General features: G+C 68.7%; 14 protein-coding genes and 4 pseudogenes. 3 read left to right on the top strand and 15 right to left on the bottom strand.

All coding sequences use genetic code 11. The features are described from left to right. Positions 1-156 precede the first annotated feature (156 nt). From CGL27_RS10015 to CGL27_RS09985, 7 genes and pseudogenes are all read right to left on the bottom strand, one after another. Positions 157-1,041 (bottom strand): helix-turn-helix transcriptional regulator, encoded by an 885-nt coding sequence (locus tag CGL27_RS10015; protein WP_162952936.1) that lies wholly within the window; start codon positions 1,039-1,041, stop codon positions 157-159. A gap of 2 nt (positions 1,042-1,043) precedes the next feature. Continuing rightward, complete coding sequence (locus tag CGL27_RS49930; RefSeq protein WP_162952935.1) at positions 1,044-1,256, bottom strand: hypothetical protein; 213 nt, start codon at positions 1,254-1,256, stop codon at positions 1,044-1,046. A gap of 387 nt (positions 1,257-1,643) precedes the next feature. Further along, positions 1,644-3,143, bottom strand: coding sequence for a pentapeptide repeat-containing protein (locus CGL27_RS10010; protein ID WP_119986015.1), 1,500 nt, complete (start codon positions 3,141-3,143; stop codon positions 1,644-1,646). Between the two features lie 9 nt (positions 3,144-3,152). Next, a pseudogene (locus tag CGL27_RS10005) lies at positions 3,153-4,249 on the bottom strand (helix-turn-helix domain-containing protein). Between the two features lie 335 nt (positions 4,250-4,584). Next, positions 4,585-7,359 carry a molybdopterin cofactor-binding domain-containing protein gene (locus CGL27_RS10000; RefSeq protein ID WP_119986013.1) on the bottom strand — a complete coding sequence of 925 codons (2,775 nt, stop codon included), beginning with the start codon at positions 7,357-7,359 and terminating at the stop codon, positions 4,585-4,587. Then, entirely contained in the window at positions 7,356-8,195 is an 840-nt protein-coding gene (locus CGL27_RS09995) for an FAD binding domain-containing protein (RefSeq protein WP_119986011.1), read from the bottom strand. Before CGL27_RS09995 ends, CGL27_RS10000 begins: the two co-directional genes overlap by 4 nt. A 570-nt stretch (positions 8,196-8,765) precedes the next feature. After that, on the bottom strand, positions 8,766-10,907 hold the full coding sequence (locus CGL27_RS09985; RefSeq protein WP_119986007.1) for an ATP-binding SpoIIE family protein phosphatase: 2,142 nt from the start codon (positions 10,905-10,907) through the stop codon (positions 8,766-8,768). A 332-nt stretch (positions 10,908-11,239) separates the two neighbouring features. Between CGL27_RS09985 and CGL27_RS49925 the strand changes: the two genes are divergently transcribed. Beyond that, complete coding sequence (locus CGL27_RS49925) at positions 11,240-11,485, top strand: hypothetical protein (protein WP_162952797.1); 246 nt, start codon at positions 11,240-11,242, stop codon at positions 11,483-11,485. Positions 11,486-11,689: 204 nt separating this feature from the next. On the opposite strand, the gene CGL27_RS51750 is transcribed toward CGL27_RS49925, so the two are convergent. Together CGL27_RS51750 and CGL27_RS09970 are read right to left on the bottom strand one after the other, a co-directional pair. Further along, entirely contained in the window at positions 11,690-13,015 is a 1,326-nt protein-coding gene (locus CGL27_RS51750; protein ID WP_240450433.1) for a hypothetical protein, read from the bottom strand. A 374-nt stretch (positions 13,016-13,389) separates the two neighbouring features. Beyond that, positions 13,390-14,550: pseudogene (locus tag CGL27_RS09970) on the bottom strand (IS110 family transposase); the annotation flags it as partial. A gap of 122 nt (positions 14,551-14,672) precedes the next feature. On the opposite strand from CGL27_RS09970, the pseudogene CGL27_RS09965 reads away from it, so the two are divergent. Beyond that, positions 14,673-15,758: pseudogene (locus CGL27_RS09965) on the top strand (integrase core domain-containing protein). 256 nt (positions 15,759-16,014) lie between these two features. Here CGL27_RS09965 and CGL27_RS09960 read toward each other — a convergent pair. Continuing rightward, complete coding sequence (locus CGL27_RS09960) at positions 16,015-16,854, bottom strand: LysR family transcriptional regulator (RefSeq protein ID WP_119986005.1); 840 nt, start codon at positions 16,852-16,854, stop codon at positions 16,015-16,017. 93 nt (positions 16,855-16,947) lie between these two features. Here CGL27_RS09960 and CGL27_RS09955 point away from each other — a divergent pair. Further along, positions 16,948-17,684 (top strand): annotated as a pseudogene (locus CGL27_RS09955) (SDR family oxidoreductase). Positions 17,685-17,775: 91 nt separating this feature from the next. Here CGL27_RS09955 and CGL27_RS09950 read toward each other — a convergent pair. From CGL27_RS09950 to CGL27_RS09930, 5 genes are all read right to left on the bottom strand, one after another. After that, positions 17,776-18,060: a hypothetical protein gene (locus CGL27_RS09950; protein WP_205587656.1), complete on the bottom strand. Its 285-nt coding sequence runs from the start codon at positions 18,058-18,060 to the stop codon at positions 17,776-17,778. Positions 18,061-18,119: 59 nt separating this feature from the next. Then, a complete protein-coding gene (locus CGL27_RS09945) occupies positions 18,120-18,755 on the bottom strand; it encodes a hypothetical protein (RefSeq protein WP_205587655.1) in 636 nt (211 codons plus the stop codon). 78 nt (positions 18,756-18,833) lie between these two features. After that, positions 18,834-19,691 (bottom strand): rod shape-determining protein, encoded by an 858-nt coding sequence (locus CGL27_RS09940; RefSeq protein WP_078644661.1) that lies wholly within the window; start codon positions 19,689-19,691, stop codon positions 18,834-18,836. Beyond that, positions 19,688-20,056, bottom strand: a complete 369-nt coding sequence (locus CGL27_RS09935; protein WP_119986003.1) for a TraR/DksA C4-type zinc finger protein — start codon at positions 20,054-20,056, stop codon at positions 19,688-19,690. Before CGL27_RS09935 ends, CGL27_RS09940 begins: the two co-directional genes overlap by 4 nt. A 51-nt stretch (positions 20,057-20,107) precedes the next feature. After that, positions 20,108-20,437: a TraR/DksA C4-type zinc finger protein gene (locus CGL27_RS09930; RefSeq protein WP_119986001.1), complete on the bottom strand. Its 330-nt coding sequence runs from the start codon at positions 20,435-20,437 to the stop codon at positions 20,108-20,110. Between the last annotated feature and the right edge of the window lie 242 nt (positions 20,438-20,679).

Genomic DNA, 20,679 nt, shown 5'->3' with positions numbered 1-20,679 from the left:
GATCAACCAGCCGTGAACTGCAGTTTCGTCAGGGGCGCCGTGCGCCGGTCGGGCCACTGTCCGGGCTGTCTCTGATGCCGGTCCCGGCTTTCACGACCAGACGCGAAGGTGCCCTTCTTGCTCTCGCGGTACCTGCTCCGGTGGCGCCAGCGGTCGTCAGGACCACCGGCGCCCGCCGCACGGATTGCCGGGATCGGGTCGGCGGCTGCATGCGGAGCAGGCTCCGGTCAGGCCCCAGTTCAGCTGGCGGCAATGCGGTGTCGGACGACCGTCTGCGGTCGCAGACACGGCAGGACTTGGACATCCCCGAGATCGCCCGGTTAGCGCGATGACGGCGCGGCCGTCCGACCGCGGCCCGGTGAGGGTGATACGCCGGACTTCCTGTCCGTGGGGGGTGCGCTCGGGGTCCGAGTGAAAGAACAACGGGCGGCCGCCCGCAAGAACGACGCCGGAGGCCCGGCGCCGTGCGATGGCCGTGAGCGTCCCGCCCATTCGCTGTTCCCCGGCCCGGTCCCACGCCTGCTCCCACTCGCGGAGGGCCATCCCCTTCGCCCCGCAGACCAGGGCGAACGCCCGGCCGAACTGGCGGGTGGGGCGTCCGGCCTCCTGTCGAAGGAATCGCCCGACCTTGGCGTGGGCCAGAACGCCGCCGCTGGCAGCCTCCAGCTCGCGGTACGGCCGGGCGCCGTCCTTCTGGTAGAGGTCGGCCAGCGCCGCGTGCAGTTCCGCGAAGTTCCGTATGTACCGTGGGTGCGGAACGGGCTCCTGGCAGCCGTGGGCAGCCCGGTAGCGGGCCTGTTTCCACAGCCGCTCGGCCTCATCGGGGTCAGCGCCGCAGGCCATGGCGTAGGCCCGGACCGTCTTCAGCTTCGGCACCTGCTCACCGGACGCGGCCCGGATCAGCGTCGAGGCGCTGAACCCGGACCGTACGGCGAGCTCCTTGTAGTTCAGGTCGGCCCGGCCGCGGTGGTCCCGCAGATAGAGGGCCAGCTTCTCCAGCTCCCGGTCGCAGGGGGCGATCGGGTTCTCCCGCCGTCCCACCGTCAGCCCGCCGCTTCGGCCTGCTTGCCGGAGCGCGCCCGGCGGGCCAGGCGCAAGCCTGTGTCCGCCGTCTCGGCGAGCAGGATCAAGACGGACAAGGCGGGCATCCCCGCGAGGGCGAGCAGCACGGCCAGGACCGGGACGTCGGTCGCCTCCGGAGCGGTCAGCGGCCGATGGCCGGGCACCACGCAGGCGGCGCGGGCGGTGTGAGACATGGTGTTCTGCCGTTCGGTGTCTGTTCGGGCTCCCAAACCGGCGTCACTGCGTGGGCGGTTGCCGTCGCCCATGCGAGTGACTCCCCATGATGTTGGCGCACCGCAGAGAGCGCTCCGCGTGCGAGGGGTCGGCGGTCACCGCCGCCCCCTCGCCGCGCCTCCGCCAAACTTGCCTGGCGCGACGGCAGCAGTGCGGCTCATCCTTGGTCAGGTCCGTTAGACCCAACAGGTCCGACTGGTGAGGTGTATGAGACGAAACTCGACGTCGACTTCACCCAGCTGCGCGAACCGGACCAGACTGCGGCTGGCTTCGGCCAGGCCGCCTGAATGCCGGAGGGCTCCGCCCTGCGCAGACGTTCGGTGCGCCTACGACTCTGGGCTGGGCGGTTACCGCTTAACGCGGCCGCGGACGGCGAGGAGCGCCAGAGCGAGCAGGACGGGCTCGGCGAGACGGGAGGCCATCTCGGTGTAGCGGCCCGCGGTGGTCAGGTCCTGGCCGCTGGAGCGGAAGACCACCGAATTGATGACGACATCCGCGGCCTTGTGGGCGCGGGCACCGGTGAAGCGATCAGGGAAGGCCGCGTGCAGTCGGGGGTCCTGTTTGCCGATGACTCCTGCGCCGGGCGAGTATGGCCTGGCTGGGGTGTCCGGCAGCCCGAGTCCCATCATCAGCACGATGGTGGCGGCCATCGCGGCCAGCAGCCAGCCCAGCGCCCGGGTGGCCCGCAGCCCGTAGCCGGACACCGCCCAGTACAGCCCCAGCAGGAACCGCTCGGCCCACGGGGTGTGTCGGTCGTTGCGGCGCATCTCCATCTCGCCGTAGTAGAAGTCGGCCGCTCCCGGCTCGTTCTTGGCGTCCTCGAACGCTTTGCGCAGCGCCCGGTACACGGGTGCCAACGCGGTCGGCTCCAGCGGCACGGGGCCGCGGGGGTCCGGCGCCAGGATCCAGCCGGACCTCGCCGTTGCGCGCGCCGTCCGCCATTGGACTTCTTCGGCCAGGGTCTGCCGCTGGGTCCAGCGCACCGGCACCCCTCGGCGGCGGTGCCAGCCATGCGGGAGCGCGGCAAGGGGGCAGTGCCCCTCCAACCGCAGCTGGTCAAGATGGACGGTCCCGGCGAAACGGCACGCGCTCAGATCAATGTCGCTGAGCACCAGGTGTGCGGCGTCCACCCCACGCAACGACAGCACCCGCACCGGGGCCTTCTTGAGCCCGTCTTCGTCGAGCACCCCCCTGCCGTGCCATGTCACGATAAACGGGGTGGTCTGGGCGGCGATGCTCACCGGGTATTCCAACACCGCGTCGGTGAGATCCACACTCGCATGCCGCAGGCGCAGCGCAGCGGTCGAGGCCCAGTGTGTGCGTTGGCAGTCCAAGTGCTGCACCGCCGCCTCGATCGTCACCGCCGTGGAGAACACGGCACCGGTCAGTCTCAGCTTCTGGCGGCACGCCAACGGTCCGATCTGCGCGACATGCTCGAAGACCACCCGCCTGAAGTTGGCGTCGCCCTTGACGACCATCAACAGGAATTGGGCGTTGCTGCGGAAGACCGCTTCGTTGAACTCGGCGTCGCCGTCGAAGACCGCCTCGTCGAACGCGGCGTGGTCCTCGAAGACCGTCCAGCGGAATGAGGCGGTGTCGGCGAATCTTGTCCCGCGGAATCCGAGGGAGCCCTTGAAGACCACCGCAGAGAACAGGGCGTGGCCGTGGACGGTTGCCCAGTCGAAGCTGGCACCGCGTGCGAAGACCGCCTCGCGGAACCCGGCATCGCTGGTGAAGTGCGCCGCTCCGAACCATGCCTCGCCCTCGAAGACCGCCTCGTTGAACTCGGCCGTCCCGTCGAAGTTCACGTTGCTGAACTGGGCGCCTGTGCTTGCCGAATACTTCATCCGTGCAGGTCACGCGGCATGCTTGTATTCGTGGAGGATGCCGCCAAGGCGGTCGTGGCGTCGTATGTCGAGGTTGCTTAACTTGTCCGGATCGTCGATTGGTGAGGGCCGCGGGTGTAGCGCTCGGGCGTTCGCGATGCCTTGGTGTGGTCGGTGGAAGTTGTAGAACTGCTCGAACTCTCGCAGGGCGTGGAGGAGGTGCCGCTGGTTCCAGTCAAGGTCCGGTCCAGGAGTTCGTGTCTGCAGGTCTGCACCCGCCTTTCCATGACCGAGTTCATTCTCGGCATCTGGATGCCAGTGAGGACGACCTCGATCCCTGCGTCCTTGAGGACGGTATCGAACAGCTGGGGGAACTTCCCGTCCCGATCGCGGATCATGAATCGCGCCCGGCAGCCGACGTCCTCGAGGTCCATGACCAGGTTCTTCGCAGCTTGCGTTACTCAGGAGGCGGCCGGGTGTGCGGTGGCGCCCAGGATCCGGAGGCGGCGACTGCTGTGTTCGATCACCGCGAGTACGTACATCCGCGTGCCGGACAAGGTGACCGTCTCAAAGAAGTCGCAGGCCAGGAGGGCGTCGGCTTGGGAGCGCAGGAAGTCGGCCCACGTGCTGGAAATCCGGTCGGGCGCTGGATCGACGCCCGCGTCCTTGAGGATCTTCCAGACGGTCGAGGCGGACACCTTCACGCCGAGCACGAGCAGCTCACCGTGCAGACGCCTGTAGCCCCAGTTTGGATTCTCCCTCGCCAGACGCAGTACCAGAATCCGGATAGAGCGCACCGTACGAGGTCGGCCGGGTCGCTTGGGCCGCGATAACGCGGCATGCCGGCGCCTGGCGAGGTCGCGATGCCAGCGCAGCACCGTGTCAGGACGGACGAGCAGCCGCACCCGCCGCAGGGCGGGTAACGGCAGCCGGTGCAGCAGCGCCGCCAGGAACGCCCGGTCGCTTGAGCTGAACCGGACTTTGCCCTTGCCGAGTTGGCGTTCCAGGACCGCGATCTGATGGCGCAGGGCCAGGATCTCTACATCCTTGTCCCGGCCACTCATCGGCAGCAAACGCAGCACCGCGAAGGCATTCGTCACACCGAGGTAGGCCAGTCGTAGCAGCACGATCGATCATCATGACGTGTGGGCCACCGGCTACGCGAGAGTGCCGACTCGAGCGACCGCGGCTGGCGAGTGTGGGGTCCGGTGCAGGCCTCCGACCAGGGAGGATGACATTCTCGGCAAGCGCACGGTCGCGCGGCCGGTCTGCGGCGTGGTGATGGTGGTCCAGGGTGGTGCTGTCCCTTTGGCGCCCGTCACCAACTGGCTCTGCCGGGACGTCCGGTGATCGACCCGGCTCACTGTCCCGACCATCCGCAGGAGAGTGACGGCTCTCCCCAGCCGCCGCGGCCGAAGTCGGCCGACGACGCCGAGGCCGGCGCCTTCCTCGCGCGAGGCGATCAGGCCGGGGCGTGCCCGACTGGCCCGTCTGCCGGAACCTCGTCAGGCGCGCCGGGTGTGCCGCGGGAGGCAGCGATGGCCAGACAGACCCGATCACGCGTCATCGGCATCGTGCCGAGCCGAACCCCGGTGGCGTCCCGCACCGCGTTGGCCAAGGCGGCAGCGACCGGGAGGAAGGGGCTCTCGCTCATCGACTTGGCGCCCAGGGGACCGAGGGCGTCGGCGGTGTCGGCGAAGTACACCTCCGTCCGCGGCACATCGGCGAACTCCGGGATGTGGTACTCGCGGAAAGTCGCCGTGGTGACGTGTCCCTCCTCGTCCATCACCAACGACTCGTACATGGCCGCGCCCAGGGCCTGCGCAACACCGCCCTCGATCTGTCCACGGCACTGCATCGGATTGACGACCCGGCCGGCGTCGCCCGCTTGGACGCTCTGCAGGATCCTGATCTCACCGGTACCGGTATGGACCGCGACCCGGAAGCCCTGGACGTTGAAGGCGACCGAACGCGGGGAACCCTCGCAGGTGCCGGTCGCGCGCAGCTCCCTGCCGGCGGCCTGGGCCGTCGCCCCGAGCTCGGCGAGCGGGATTCGCACACTGTCGCAGCACACCTGGTCCGCGTCGAGCTCACCGGCTGACCGCTCGCCGCCCACGTGGTCGGCAGCGGCAGCGATGATGCTCTCACGCAGTGACTCCGCAGCACGGGCGGACGCCAGGCCCGCGACCACCGTCCCGGTCGAGCCGAACCCTCCGGTGTCGTAGCCGACCTGGTCCGTATCGCCCTGCGCAATCAGAATCCGGTCGGGACTCGTGTGGAGCACGCTCGCGGCTAGCTGCTGGTGCACGGTCGTCGTGCCGGTGCCGAATTCGACGGTGCCAACGGCCAGTTGGTAGCGGCCGTCCGGCAGCAGCCCGATCCGCGCCTCGGCTCGATGCCCGTGGGGCGGACTTGTAATCATCATCGCCAGTGCCGTCCCCTGCCCGACGAGCCATTCCTCGCCCGGCGGCGCCTGAACGTCGTTGCCGCGGCGCAATGCCGTGTCGACGAGGGTCAGGCACTGGTCGAGGCCGTAGCTGCCGATCTCGACGTCATCCGGCTCGGTGCTGAAGCTCACCATGGCGTCGCCCGGCCGGATCACGTTACGTTCCCGGAAGGCGATCGGGTCCATGCCGAGCGCGCGGGCGAGTTCATCCATCGCCGACTCGACGGCGAAGATCGTCTGGCTGAGCCCGTACCCGCGGAAAGCGCCGGAGGGCATGTGGTTGGTGTACACGGCGTACCCTTCGACCTTCTTGTTCGCACAGCGGTAGACGGCGATCGACTCGTTGCACGAGCGGGACACGGTGCAGGCGTGGTTGCCGTACGCCCCGGTGTCGGAGACGACCCGCAACTGCACGGCCGTGAGCGTGCCGTCGCGCCGTGCGGCCACTTTGACGCGGACGCTGACCGGATGGCGGGTGACGGTCGCGGTGAACTCCTCCTCCCGCGTGAACTCCAGCGTCACGGGGCGCCCGGTGTGCAGCGCGGCCAGCGCGACGACGTCCTCGGTGAGCATCTCCTGCTTGGCCCCGAAGCCGCCGCCGACACGGCCGCACACCACCCGTACCTTCTCCGTGGGCAGGTCGAGGAGCGTGCACAGTGCCCTCCTGGTGAGGAACGGCACCTGGCTGCTCGTCCGTACGGTGAGGCAGCCGGACTCGTCCAGCCAGGCGATCGAGGCGTGGGTCTCCAGGTGCGCGTGTTGGATACGTTGGGTGACGTAGGTGCGCTCGCACACCACATCGGCCTCCGCGAAGGCCGCCTCCACATCGCCGATGTCACCGTGCACCTGATCGGCGATGTTGCGTTTCGCGTGCGCGATGTACTGTTCGGCTCCCTTGTCGCCGTGGAGCACGGGGGCGCCCGGCGCCATCGCCTCCTCGGGGTCGAACACGCTCGGCAGCAGGTCGTAGGTGACGGCCAGCCTGCGGCAGCCCTCCTCCGCGGCTGCCACGGTGTCGGCCACGACGGCCGCGACCCGCTGCCCGGCGAACCGGACGACGTCGTCGAAGAGCCGTGTGTCGGCGGGATCGCCCTTGGGGTCCTCATGCCGCCCTGTCGAGTACAGCCGTGGCGGTGAGTCCTCGTGGGTGAGAACAGTGTGCACACCGGGAACGGCACGCGCGGCGCTCGTGTCGATCGCCGTGATCCGCGCGTGCGCGTGCGGGGAGCGCAACAGCTTCACATGCAGCAGGCCATCAACGGGGACGTCCAGGGTGTAACGGGCCGTTCCCGTCACTACCTGCCGGCCGGCGGGCGTCGGCAGGTTCCGTCCGAACGGCTCCCCTCCCGGATCCTGCTCCACTTGTACGATCCCGTGGACGGCGTCCTCGATCGAGCGGTAGCCAGTGCACCGGCAGAAGTTTCCCTTCAGCGCCCTGGGGAGATCCCGCATCTGGGCGGGGTCGAGAGCGGCCACCGTCGTGATCATGCCCGCTGTGCAGAAGCCGCACTGGAAGCCCTGGGCGGACAGGAAGTCGCGCTGGACCGGATGGAGATCCCCGGCGCGGGCGAGTCCTTCCACCGTGGTGACCCGATGGCCGGCCGCGCGAAACGCGGGATAGAGGCAGCTATGCACAGGCCGCCCGTCGACGTGCACGGTGCACGTGCCGCAGTCGCCCGCATCACAGCCATTTTTCACCCCGAACCAGCCGAGATCCCGCAGGTAGCTCCGCAAACACTGCCCGGGCCGCGCTGGTTCGCTGAAGATCTCACCGTTCACCTCGATCTTCATCGGCCTCGCCCCTCCCCGAGTGATGACAGTTCTGACCGAATCTCCTCGGCGAACCGGAGAGTCATGTGGCGCCGCCACGCCGGTGCTCCGTGCACGTCGCGGTGGTAGAGCTCCGGCGGGATCGCCTGGTCGAGGGCGGCGTGAAGCTCGCCCGGCCCGGGTACCCCGGGGAAAGCCAGCCGGACCGGACGCACGGTCGATGCGGTCACTGTCAGCACGAGCGCACCGTCGTCGGGTGACCGCCTGCCGATGACCAGTGCGGCGGACCGGCCCTGCGGGGTCGGCGAGATCCGACGGAAGGCCGTGTGGCAGCGCAGCGCGGACGCCGGCAATGTGATCGAGCGCAGCAGCTCACCGGGTCTGAGTACGTTGTGCTGCGGACCAGTGACGAAGTCGGCGGCCGTGACCTGCCGGTCGCCGCCTCCGCGCGTCCAGATGGTGCAGACGCCGTCGAGAGACGCCGTGAGCGAGATCATCGGGCCGGCAGGCAGTGACAGGCAGAGGTTGCCGCCCACAGTCGCCTCGTTCCAGACCTTGAACGAAGACAGCAGCGCCTGACGGCACTGGTCCAGGAGCGGGGTCGCAGTCCACTCCGCGGGTGTCGGGATTTCGACGAGCCGCGCCAGCGTGCACGTCGCGGCGATCTCCAGCCCATCGGCGTCGGTCTTGAACGGTGCCCAGCCGAAACCTCTCACGTCGATGAGGCGGCGCAATTCCGGTTGCGGCTCGGAGAACAGCCACGTGCCGCCGGCAAGCCAGGCGTCGCCCGCCTGCCACACCGACTGCTCGGCACGGGCAGGTGCCTCGACGACCGCCTCGATGGTGTTCAGATCCATTCGGAACCCCAGGGCGCGGGGAAAGGATGTCAGTACGGATGCCGTTGAGCTTGTCCGTCCACGCCACCCCAACGGGAGGTGCATCTGCTCGACGGTGATGCTCCGCGCGCTGCGCATGCTGAGGGCATCACCGAACCCCTGTCCTCGGTGCCATTCTAGTCGCAGCCTGGAGTAGAGGGCGTCGATCCGCGACCAGTAGATGGCGCGCATACACATCGGACAAAATACGCCACTGGTGCAGACCGGGAATCCCTCGTGAGTACGTTCCGTCCGCGCCGAGCAGGCCACCGACCGGTGGCAGGTCGAGTACGCCTTGCGTGTCGGCGTCGAAGGCATGATCAACGAGGTCCTCGATGTCACGGGCCTGCGCCGAACCCGCTACCGCGGCCTGTCGAAGGTCACTTATGGTAAAGGAGCCGGAGTGTGACTATCTGATCCAGAACCGACCCACATTCACCGAATGCCGTGTTCGCCAGCCGGTGAGATGCGCGTTCACAGTGGCCGGTGCAAGGATCTGAAACACAGGCCCACGCCCGTCTGGGCAAGATCAACCGGATGCGCCAACCAGCCTCACGGACACGATGGCTTCGCCGCCACCTCGAACCACACCGTTTTTCCCCGGCCGCTGGGCGAATTGCCCCAGCGGTCTGCCAGCGCATCCACGATGAGCAAGCCGCGGCCGCTCTCCGCAAGATCGCCGTCCTGTAGGGGCGAGGTGTCCGGCCGCGCCGGGTGCACGTCACTGTCCCGCACCTCGACACGCACGCAGCCTGAGTATCCGCGCACACACACATACACGTCGGTGGCGGCATGAATCAGTGCATTGGTGACCACCTCGGATACGAGTAGCTCCATCTTTTCAGCTATATGGCCCATCTCCCACTCGTGCAGCCAGCCATGCACGGCAAAGCGAGCGCGATGAGCACCTCGCAAATCATTCTGCGTGATTTCAAGCTGGCGAATGCGTGCATACGCGGGAGGACCCTCAAATTGCAGCAGTAGCAGCGCTGCGTCATCGGTCATGCGATTACTGCGGCGGCGGATCAGCTCGTCTGCCAGAGTTTCCAACTCGTCGGCACCGGAGGATTTAATCGCGGCCTCCATGATGTCCGACTGTGTTTCCTCTGGATTGATCACTCCATCGGTGTGGAGGGCCAGCAGTGTGCCCGGCTCCAAAATGGCCTCGGTCACCATGTATGAGCTATCGGGATCGACTCCCAGCGGTACGCCTATATCCAGGTCGGAATTGGAATTCCAATAGCAACCCGCAGGATTACGGATTATAGGCGGTTGATGGCCGGCGGTTGCGAGCTGAGCGACGCCGGTATCCAAGTCGATTTGCATGCATGCGCATGTGCACATCAAATGACTGCTCTCCCAGAGAAAGCGGTTTATCCGTCCCAGGATGGCGCCGGGGTGGTGGCCCTCGGTGGCATAGGCTCGCGCGGCCGCCCGGAGCTGGCCCATCACCACAGCCGCCTGAATGTCGTGCCCCTGAACGTCACCGACCAGCGCGGTGACGCTGTGCTGATCAGCCGGCGTCACCAGGTCATACCAGTCGCCGCCCAGGTCGATCCCGCCGGTCGGCACGTATCTGGACGTGCTGCGGATGCCTGCGCACTGCGGCAGCACCCGCGGCAAAAGGGTCCTCTGAAGCTGCTGTGCGAGGGCGTGTCGGGCGCCGTCCGCCGCCGTGCGTTCCAGTGCCTGTCCCAGCAGCGTGGCCAGCGCAGGCGGAGCGGTCTTCGAGATGCCTGGCTGCTCGCTGCCGATCGAGCAGGTGCCCACCACGACCCCGCTTCCCCCTAGGAGCGGCAGCACCACCCAGGCGTAATCGTCACGGTCCCCTGCCCCCACCCGGCCGCGTGTCAGTGCCGCTCCCGGTGCATAGGTCAGTTGCCGCCTGTGCGCCACCGCCCTCGCCTCGGGCGTTGAAGCACTGATGAGCAATTGCCCTTCCAGCTCCCGCAGGAACAAGCGCGAGCAACCCTCGGCAGCGGCGATGACGAGCCGGTCACCCTTTACCTGGGTCACTGCCATCGCGTCCGCGTCCACCGCGGACATCACTCGCGCGCAGGCCAACGCGGCAGCTTCCCGGCCGTCCGACACGTGGTTGAGCTGCACGGCGAGCCGATGCAGGTGATAGACGAGCGGCGCGTTGTCAATGGCCGCTGCTCCTTGGCCCTCAGCCAGCCCCGACTCCGCGGCGTGTACCCGTGGCACGGCCGGAGGGGTCATGGGCACCCGCTGGGCAGCTAGCTGCTCCAGCTCGCGTCCCAGCCTGCCGGACACCTCCGTGAGCTGCCGCCTCTCTTCTGCCGTCGGCTCTCTGGGGCCATTGATCCAAAACGCGGTCATCACCCCTACCCCGCCGACGGGGGCCGAAAATGCGGTAAAAGGAAACGGCACGGAAACCGCCTCCTCGGGATGCTCTCCTAGGAAATCGATCGAATGCGCCGTCGCCGTACCACCGGACCGATAAGCGGCCGCCGTCGCATATACCGGATCATCTGCCAGAATATGCTCAATAGGTCCCACTCCGAGGGGACTAACCACCACTGCCGTGGCTATCAGCATCGATTTCAGTGGTTCCGGGCGCACAAGATACACCGTCGCCGCCGAAGCTCTCAGCGCATGTACGACATCCTGTGCCGCGGCGGCGAGCAGCCTATCCCGTACATCCACACCCATAGGTGTCTCCAGGGAACCCATGAGTCCTCCCAGTCAAAGCCCGCTTCACCACAAACAGTACGCCCATATCACCTCCTGGTCCTCGGCCTCAGGTTCCCCCGCTGATCTGGACAGCCTTACTGGGACGGATGAGTCCCGGAGGAAGCTGTTCAGGTAGTGAGTAGCAAGAACAACATGAGTAAGGGGCACTCGGTGGAGTTCACGCGTGTGTCGTCGATCTGGCCCTGGGGTGAGGAGGAAGTGAACTACCTCCGGGACCGGTTGGAGGACCCCGCGCTCATAAATGCGGGGCAAGACACCTGCCGGGCCTGTCGTGTGTCGGACCGCGCTCCCGAGCGTGCTCCCATGGGAGCATGTACGTCCAGGTTCCGGGCGGTGATACCGGTCCGGTCATCGAGCAGGAGACCGATGTCCGCCGCCGTCTGGCGCTGGGCGTGCTCGATGCGGCCGAGGCCGTGGCCCTCGGCGTGCTCGAGGGCCTGGATGCCTGCGAGGGCGACTATGACGGCGACGAGGTGCTTGTGCTACGCAGGGGAGGGCCTCGCCGACACCTACGGGTACAGAATCCGCGAACTGATGCGCACCGCAGGGCAGCCTGACCCGGCAGTCCACGGGAGCGAGCGAAGGCACCCGCCCACGCATCCAAGCCGCCCTGCCGGTCGATCAGGGTGTTGTCGAGGTCGAAGAGTGCCAGCACTCGACGGACGCTACGCGACGACTGCTGAGCCAGATCAGGAAAAGCCATGCACTGTGACTGGGGAGCACTCCGACCCGGGCGGCCACCGGCCTGCGACCAAGACAGATCAAGGACCAGTGATCGCCTTGATCGTGTACGGGTACGACTCTTGCTGCCACGTGGTCGTGAACACGGCCGTCGGGCACGCTGCGACCTGTGGCACGCGGCCGTCCGTCGTGAGCGTCTTCGCGCTGCCGAAGGTGCCGGAGCGGCTGATCAGCCGGGCGGTGGCCTTCGTGACGCTGTACGGCGGCGTGGAGATGGCCGTGGTGGTCTGCGACACCAGCATGCCGTCGCCGTCGTCGTCCAGGGCGAGGTCGGGGCGGTCGCCGGCGCCCAGCGACGTGAGGGCGCCGAGGGTGCCGCCGGCGGAGAGTTTGCGGCCGTACAGCTCGCGCTTGCCGGCGTTGTTGCGTACCCACACGATCATCGAGTCGCCGTCCAGGTCCGTCCCGAGGGTGTGGTGGAAGTCCACGTTCTCCGTGGATGTCGAGATACGCAGCGGGTTCGACAGCGTGCCGGTGTGGCTCCAGCGCGAGGCCCAGACCTGCGCGCGGTCGCCGCCGCCGGAGCGGTAGCTGATCACCGCGTCGCCGTCCCGGTCCACGCCGACCCGAACCATGCCGAAGCCGCCGTACGCCGCGATCGGCGTGGTGAGCACCTTCGCCGCGGAGATCGAGGTCGCGGTCATCCGCTTGGCCACCACCTCGGAGCCGCGTACCCAGGCGACGACGAACTGGCCATTGCGGTCCACGCCGATGGCCGGCGGCTCCGCCGAGCCCGAGCCGAGTGTGTGCACCGCGCCGAGCGTGCCGTCGAGCTTCAGCCGACGGGCCACCGCGTACCAGCTGCCGTCGCGGATCTCCGTCCACGCCACCATCGAGCTGCCGCCGGGCGTCACGGCGACCGAGGGCGTGGTTGCGGGCGACCCGGGGGTGGAGAGCATCTGGAGCGAGCCGACGAGACTGCCGGAGGACGCGACCCGGCGGCCGACGACGGTGCTGTCCTGCTGCCACACCACCGACGAGTCGCCGGTGTCATCGGAGTCGGCCTGCACCCAGCTGATGGCGCGGCCGTCCGGGGACAGGGTGCGGGTCGCCCCCAGGGTGCCGTTTGCGTACTTCACCCGGGTCTGTACGCGGAAGTAGGAGCTGTTCGCATTGTCCATGGCCGCCCAGGCGAGCAGCGCATCGCCGGAGCGGTCGATGGAGACCTGGGGGTCGTCCTGGCCGGACCAGCCGGACGCGGTGACATTCCACGTGGACGTCCACGCGGCGTTGGCGTTCACTACGAGCGTCGCGGTGAGCGCGATTCCGGCTGCGGCCGCCACGGCGCCTGCGCCGATGAGGCGGCGCTTTGCCGAATGCCGGTGACGTGCTGCCTGAGGTGCCACTCTTGTGTCCTTTCCAGGGCTGCCATGAACTCCACGGCAGCGAGGCCGTCCCACACGGCTGCTCAGCAGGTACAGCGGCGTCGCGTGCGTATGCGTCACACGAGCAACACAGGCCCCCTGCCTGATGACCTCCGTACCCTGTAGCCGGGCCAATGAGTTGTGTTCATCTTGAACGTGCAGGTCACGGGGGTGGCATGGGTGGGTGAGGTCATGCTCGTGCTGGTCGTCGGCGGCTGTCTGCGGTGAAGATCGTCGGTCAGCGGGCGATCTCGTGCCAGTTGAGGACCATCAGCGCGCGGGCGAGCCGGGTGGCCCACTTCACGTCGAGGCGGAGCCGGGTCAGTACGCGCCAGACACCTCACGTTGCCAAGGTGTCAAGCGGCAGCCGCGAGTTCGATGGGGAACGCGGTGCGTTCGTCGAACAACTCGTGCTTCTGCAGGCAGTGGTAGAGCTGGCCGAGCATTCGGTTGAACAGGTTCCTCCGGGCGGCGGCGTTCCAGTCTCCGTGCTCGTCGCGACGGCGGCGGTAGTGGGCCTTGGCGCCGGGGGATCCGTTCGGAGCGGCGAAGGCCCAGAGGTATCCGGCGTGGTTGAGCCGATCGTTTTTCACCCACCGCCGCGTGCTGCTCGACCTCTTGCCGGAAGCGCGGGTGATGGGCGAGGAGCCCGCGTATGCCTTCAGGCCCCGGGCGTCGGCGAAGCGGCTGCGGTCGTCCCCGATCTCGGCCAGGATCCGGGCGGCGAGCTGGATACCGAGCCCGGGGAAGCTCAGCAGGATCTCAGCGTCCGGATGCTGAGGGAACGCGTCCTCCACCGCCTCGGCGAGCTGGTCAGCGGCGGTGCAGGCGGCGTTGAGCTGGACAAGGAGGGCGAGCATCTGCTTGCCGAGAGCGTCTTCGACAAGTGGCGGCTGGTGTGCGGACTCGGCGCGGAAGACATCACGGAGGCGATCAACTTCGGTGTCGATGCCGCGCTTGCGGCCGGCCCGCTTCAGGGCGGCCTGGAGCTGGGTGCGGGTCAGGCGTGCCGCCCGCGTCGGGGTCGGGGCGGTCTTGAGGAGTTCACGTGCCTCAGGCCGGCACAGGCCGTTGGTCCAGGTGGCGAAGGCGTCCAGGGCCGCCGGGTAGTACTCGCGCAGCAGGGAGCGGAGCTGGTTGGCGAGCTGCTGCCGGTTCCACAGTGCGTCCTGCTGAGCGCGTGCGAGGACGGCGATCGCACGGCCGAGGTCGGAGTCGTCGGGCAGCGGCCGGTGGGCGTGCATGTCGGTGCGCAGGCTGTTCGCCAGGACGAGGGCATCGCCGGGGTCGGACTTCTTGCGCGAGACGCTGTGCCGGTCGCGGTAGCGGGCGGCGGCCAGCGGGTTGATCGCGTACACCTTCCGCTTACCGGAACGCAGCACGGCGACCAGCAGGCCGCGGGAGGTCTCGATGGCCACCGGGATCGGGTTGTCCTCGGTGTCACCGTGCTCGGCGAGAAGCTCCAGCAGCAGCTTGTAGCCGACGGCGTCGTCGGTTATGTGCCGCTTGGTCAATAACCTTGCGGGTGCCGGTAAATCATCCACGCAGGTGAGAGCTTGATCAGAGATCTTCGACTTTGGCCGACGCTCACCCCGGCGTCTTCACCTGCAACAAGGCCCCGACGGCATCATGGTCTGTCGTGCTGCTGCGCCTGGCCTATCTCGCCGCGACCAACACCTTCGCGTTCCTACGCCTTCTGCCGATGAGCAACAGAGACAAGGACATCGAGATCCTCGTACTCCGGCACCAACTACTGGTCCTACAGGGCCAGGCCGGCAAGCCCACCTTCACCGACACAGACCGCGCCATCCTCGCCCGCGCTCCACCACCTGCCCAAAGACAGACTGCGGCACCTTCTGCTGCTGGTCCGCCCCGAGTCATGCGCCGGCATCGGGAGCTGCTCAGGCGGTGCCATGCCGCGACCTGCGTGTCCAAACGGCGTGGACGCCCCCGCACCATCCGCTCGATCCGCGCCCTCGTCCTGCGTCTGGCCAGGGAAAATGCCTCGTGGGGATATCGCCGGATTCACGGCGAGCTCGCGGCGCTGGGTATCAAGGTCGCCGCCTCCACGGTCTGGGAGATCCTCCGCGAGCACGGCATCCCACCCGCACCCGAACGGCAGAACACCACCTGGGCCGACTTCCTCCGCAGCCAGGCCAAGGCCCTCCTCGCCTGTGACCTCTTCGAAGTCCGAACGCTGACCGGAGCGCGCCTGTACGCTTTCGCCGTCATCGAGCACACCACCCGGCACATCCGGATCCTCGGCGCCACCGCACACCCCGCCGCGGAGTGGATCGTGCAGCTCGGACGCAACCTCCTCATGGACCTCGAGGACGCAGGCAGCAGGGCGAAGTTCCTGATCCGCGACCGCGACTCGAAGTTCACAGCCGCCTTCGACGCCCTGATGACCGATGCCGGTCTCAATGTCGTCACCACCGGCATTCGGATACCACGGATGAACTCGCTCATGGAGCGATGGATACAGACCTGCCGCACCGAACTCCTGGACCAGACCCTGATCTGGAACCAGGGCCACCTCCTCCACGCACTGCGCGAGTACGAATCCTTCTACAACGAACACCACCCGCACAGAGCCCTGGAACAAGCCGCCCCCTGCCGCCCGCTACCCGCACCCATCACGCAACAAGCCCAGCTTGCCCACCTGGAAGTCCACAGACGAGACCGACTCGGCGGAACCCTCCACGAATACCAGCGAGCGGCCTGAACTGCGCGGATGATTTATCGGCACCCACAGCGTCGACTGACTGTGTTCGTCCGGCCGATCAGCGTGGAGGAAGGCCGCCGCTTGCAGCGGATCAGCCGGACGGCGAAGGAGCCGGTGTGGCTGCGGTGGGCGATCGTGGTGGCGTTGTCCGCCCAGGGCCAGACGGTCAAGGACACTACCTCGCTGATGCAGGAGCGTAGAGCTGCCAGTTGCTTGATGGGGGCTGTCGTTGGGTGGCCGCCCTCCTCATCCGGGTTCAATGACGTGTTGCCACGCGGATCAGGTCGGCAACTGTACGAAGGCGGCTGTGCGGCGGCCAGGCGATCGCCGTTGTCACGGGCGGAGCGTCCAGGACCGGTACGGCGGCGAGGTTCCGGCGCAGGTCGGCGCCGGCTGACTCGGGAATGACCGCGGTGCTGCGGCCGAGCGCGATCAGCTGGAAGAGCTGTGTCAGGTTCCGTACCTCTGCGCCCGGTCCTTCTGGGTAGCTGCCGCCGGGGTCGGGCCAGCGGGCCATCGGGAGCGTTGGCAGGGTGGTGATGTCGGCCATCCGGACCTGGGAGCGGCCGGCGAGCGGGTGTGAGGCCGGCAGGATCGCGACCTGTCCCTCTGTGTACAGGGTTTCGGTGTCGAGCCCGGCTGCTGAGTCGAAGGGCAGGTGGAGCAGAGCTACGTCGGCTTGCCCGTCCTGCAGCAGTTGCTGGTGCTGGTGTGCCTCGCAGAGCAGTAGCTCGACGGTGGCTGCGCCGGGTTCCGCGGCGTAGGCGTCGAGCAGTTTGGTCAGCAGCTCGCCGGCGGTGCCGGTTTTGACGGCGAGGACGAGGCTGGGGTGTGCTGTCGCGGCCCGTTGGGTACGCCGCTCAGCCGCGGTCACTGCGCTGAGGATCGCGCGTGCTTCGGCCAGCAGCACGGCCCCGGCCTCGGTGAGCGTGACCTTGCGGCTGGTGCGTTCCAGCAGGGCGACTCCGAGCCGCCGTTCGAGCTGGGTGATCGTGCGGGACAGGGGCGGCTGGGCTATCCCAAGGCGCTGGGCGGCCTTGCCGAAGTGCAGCTCCTCGGCGACGGCGACGAAGTACCGCAGCTCGCGTATTTCCATGCGCCCAGGCTAATGACGGCTCACGGCTGATCGATATCGTTCGGGTATTGCTGCACTACCGAGAGGGTGTTGGTGCCCGACCGCGGCGCGGGCATGCTCGCTGTCGTGAACGAGAAAACGATCGCGCTGGTCACTGGCGCGAACAAGGGAATCGGGTACGAGATCGCGGCCGGGCTCGGTGCGCGGGGCTGGAGTGTCGGTGTCGGCGCCCGGGACGAGCAGCGCCGGGAGGACGCCGTGGCGAAGTTGCGCGCGGCTGGTGCCGACGCCTTCGGCGTGCCCCTGGACGTGACCGACGACGAGAGCGTGATCGCCGCGGTCCAACTGATCGAGGAGCGTGCGGGGCGGCTGGACGTACTGGTCAACAACGCCGGCGTTGCCGGCGGCTGGCCGGAGGAACCCACGACCATTGACCTCGACACCGTGCGGCGACTGGTGGAGACCAACGTCATCGGCGTTATCAGGGTCACCAACGCGATGCTGCCGCTGCTGCGCCGTTCGGCGCACCCGCGGATCGTCAACCAGTCCAGCCACGTCGGCTCCCTGGCCCTGCAGACCACGCCTGGTGTCGACCTCGGGGGATCAGCGGGGCGTACGCGCCGACGAAGACCTGCCTCAACGCCGTCACCATCCAGTACGCCAAGGAGCTGAGCGGCACCAACATCCTGATCAACAACGCCTGCCCTGGTTACGTGGCCACCGACCTCAACGGATTCAGCGGGACCCAGACCCCCGAGCAGGGCGCGGCGATCGCCATCCGGCTGGCGACCCTGCCGGACGACGGCCCGACCGGCCAGCTTTTCGACGACAACGGGGTTGTCCCCTGGTGACCTGGCCCTCGGAAGCGTTCCCCGTCGATCAGGCCGTAACCGCGCGTCGGACCCACGTGCACCCCGTGAAGATCGCTGTCGCTGGGCTTTGTCACGTAGCTTTGGCCGGGTACTCGGTCCACTGCCGGATGGGTGACTCGGGTGCGAAGCGGTTCTTCGGCTCGGAGCGGGCGTTGTACCAGCGGATGTGGACGGCGATGGCGGCGTTCTGCTCGTCGTGCGTTTGGTGGTCTATGCCATTGAGAGCGAAGCAGCGCAGCGCGGCGAACTCGGACTCGATCGAGTAGCGGCCGCGGCCCGGTGGCCGCGGCCGCTGTCGGCCCGGCGGCCCGTCGACGACCTGCCCGGCCGTCCGCCCCGCGGCCGGGGACGACATGGCTCGGCCGCGCTCGTCCAGGGGGGTCGGTCCGGGCAGGCGTGAGCGTTTGCGCAGGCTCAGGGGGACGTGGTCCAGCGTGGCGCGGTCTCGGCCCACTTGGCGTCCCACTGGGCGAGATTGCGCCGACACAGGACCACGGCGACGCCGCGGTAGGCGGCGGCACCGGCGAGGGTCACGGTCAGGAAGCCGACGAGCGCCCAGCCCATGGTCCGGCTGCGGATCTGCTCGGCGGGCATGGGCGGCTCGGCGATCGCTCCGTCCGCGTCGACCCACACGTCGACGGAGCTGCCCGCGCTGAGCCCGGGCAGGACGTCGGTCTCGGCGGTGCGGATCCGTCCGTCCGGGTCGGTGTAGCGGACCGGGGCCGGATAGCGGTTCTCTCTCGCCTCCGCCGATCCGGGCTCCGGATGGTCCGGGGCGTCGTGGGTGAGGACGGCGGTGGTGAGGCGCAGGGTCTGCCTCTGGTGCTCGGCGGCCGCGCGGTAGTGCCGGTGGGCGGCGTCACCGCTGGCGAACATGGCACCGAGCCCCAGGATCGGTACGAGCAGCAACATCGCCAGGGCGATCCGGCCCTGGAGGCGGTCGGTGCGCCGGTACAGCGGATTGTGCCGCCAGCGCCACAGCGACAGGGGGTGCACGAGCCCGTGGTGCGGGGGATCCGGGGGCTGTGCGGGTGGTGGCACGCCGGACACAGGTTCTCCTTTCCGTGGCAGGGGGTGGCGTACAGCAGACCCCGGCCGGTGAGGTGGCGGGGTCAGGGGGCAGCGAGGTCAGCGGAAGAGCGGGCCAGGCCCGGGTGGGGACGTGCCCCTGGCCGACGGATGTCCGTGCGCGGCCCGCAACATCGTGGCGGCGCCGCGGATCGCCGCGGTATGCGGTGTGGGAACCGCCCGCAGGGGCGCGTGCGTGCCGCCGGCGAGCCGGTGAGTGAGGTCGGGGCGCAGTGCGCCGCCACCGGCCAGGAGGGCACCCCGGCTCAGGGCCTCGGCGGTGAGGGACGTGCGGTCCTGCCGGAGCATGGAGGTGAACATGGTGCTGATGGCTTCGCTGATCTCCGCCGTGGCGTCGGCGTCTGCGAGGTCGGTGGTGCCGGCGAGGTCGGTGGTGCCCAGGGCGGTGCGGCGGGCGTCGAAGACCAGGCCGTCGACGAGGAGGACCACCTCGGTGAGATGGGCGCCGATGTCCACCACGAGCAGCGGCAGGGAGAGGTCGGCGCCCGCGGCCAGGGCGATGGCGCGTGCGGTGGGGACGGTCAGGACCGCGCGGGGGCGGAGCACTTCCACGGCGGCGCGGGCCCGTTCCCGGTAGGCGGGGCCGTCCAGCACCGGCGCGGTGACCACCACCAGCGGGCGGGTGAGGCGGGGCAGGCGGTGGCTGAGGAGCCGGTCGAGCATCCGGGCCGTTCCCGGAACGTCGACGATGGCGCCGCGCTGGACCGGATACACCGCCCCAGCACCGGGGAAGGTGATGGTGGGTACGTCGAGGACCATCCCGCGGCCGGCTATCCAGGCGCGGGTGCGGGCGCTGCCCAGGTCCAGGGCGAGGCCGCAGCAGTGCCGGCACAACGGCCAGGGCCGGTGCCGGTGCCCGGCGGGGGAGCCGGGCCGGAAGCGGCGGCGGACGGTCATCGTCCGGCCTCCCGTACCTGCTGGCACCGTGCGCAGTAGCGGGCCTGTGGAACGATCATCAGCCGGTCGCGCTCGACAGGGCGACGGCACAGGTGGCACGTGCCGTAGCGGCCCTCGGCGATGCGTCGCAGCGCCGCCTCCACGTCGGCGAGGACCATGCGCGCGGAGGCGGCGACTTTGACGTGCACTTCGGCCTGTGCCGCGGAGCGTCGCCGGAGCCGGTCCTCGGCGCGGGGCGGCGCGGCGATCTGCCGCAGCTGTTCCTGGCGGAACAGGCGCTGTTCGTGGAGGTTCTCCCGCAGCGCGGCGAGGTCCTCGGGCGACAGGTGCGCGGCACGGTCGCCGATGGTCTGGTGGTTCACCACTTCACCCCTTTGAGCAGGGCGGAGACGAAAACAGGAAGCGGACGGGGCGGGTCAGGCGGTGGCGTGGCCCTGGCAGGCGACGCAGTACCGGGTGTAGGGGAGGATCTCCAGGCGTTCGGCGGGGACGGGCTTGGCGCAGCCCTGGCAGATGCCGTAGGTGTCGTCCTCCACGCGGGCGAACGCCTCGTCGATCTCGGTGAGGACTCGCTGGATCGCCTCCGTCTGCGCGGACACCAGATGGGCGTCCGTGCTCTGGGCGCTCTCGTCGAGGGCACGCAGCTGAGCCAGGCGGCTGTTGCGGGCGTGTTCGAGGCGCTGACGGGTTTCATGAGAGGTCAGCCGTCCGAGGCGGGGGCCGGTCTGGGCGGTGTCGAGCGGCACGATGAGGTCCTTTCGTGAAAGCGCGCCAGGCGCGGCAGTAGCCGCCCGGTTCCGCCGGCCGCGGTCTCCACGACCGCGCGCACTGGCCGTACCGGACGGCTCGAGCACCTTCGACTCTGCTCGACCCGGCGTCGGAAGCCCATCGGGCGCGGACCCCATTTGCCCGGGGCAGCGGTGACCACGGGGCGATGGCGGGGAAGGGCGCGTGGGTACCCGATGACCTCGGATATGGGTGACGGGCC

It is taken from the genome of Streptomyces sp. 11-1-2, assembly GCF_003595545.1.
In the GTDB taxonomy this organism is placed as follows: Bacteria; Actinomycetota; Actinomycetes; order Streptomycetales; family Streptomycetaceae; genus Streptomyces; species Streptomyces hygroscopicus_B.
Note: the sequence above shows the minus strand (reverse complement) of the source record. Positions and strands in the feature narration are given on the sequence as shown.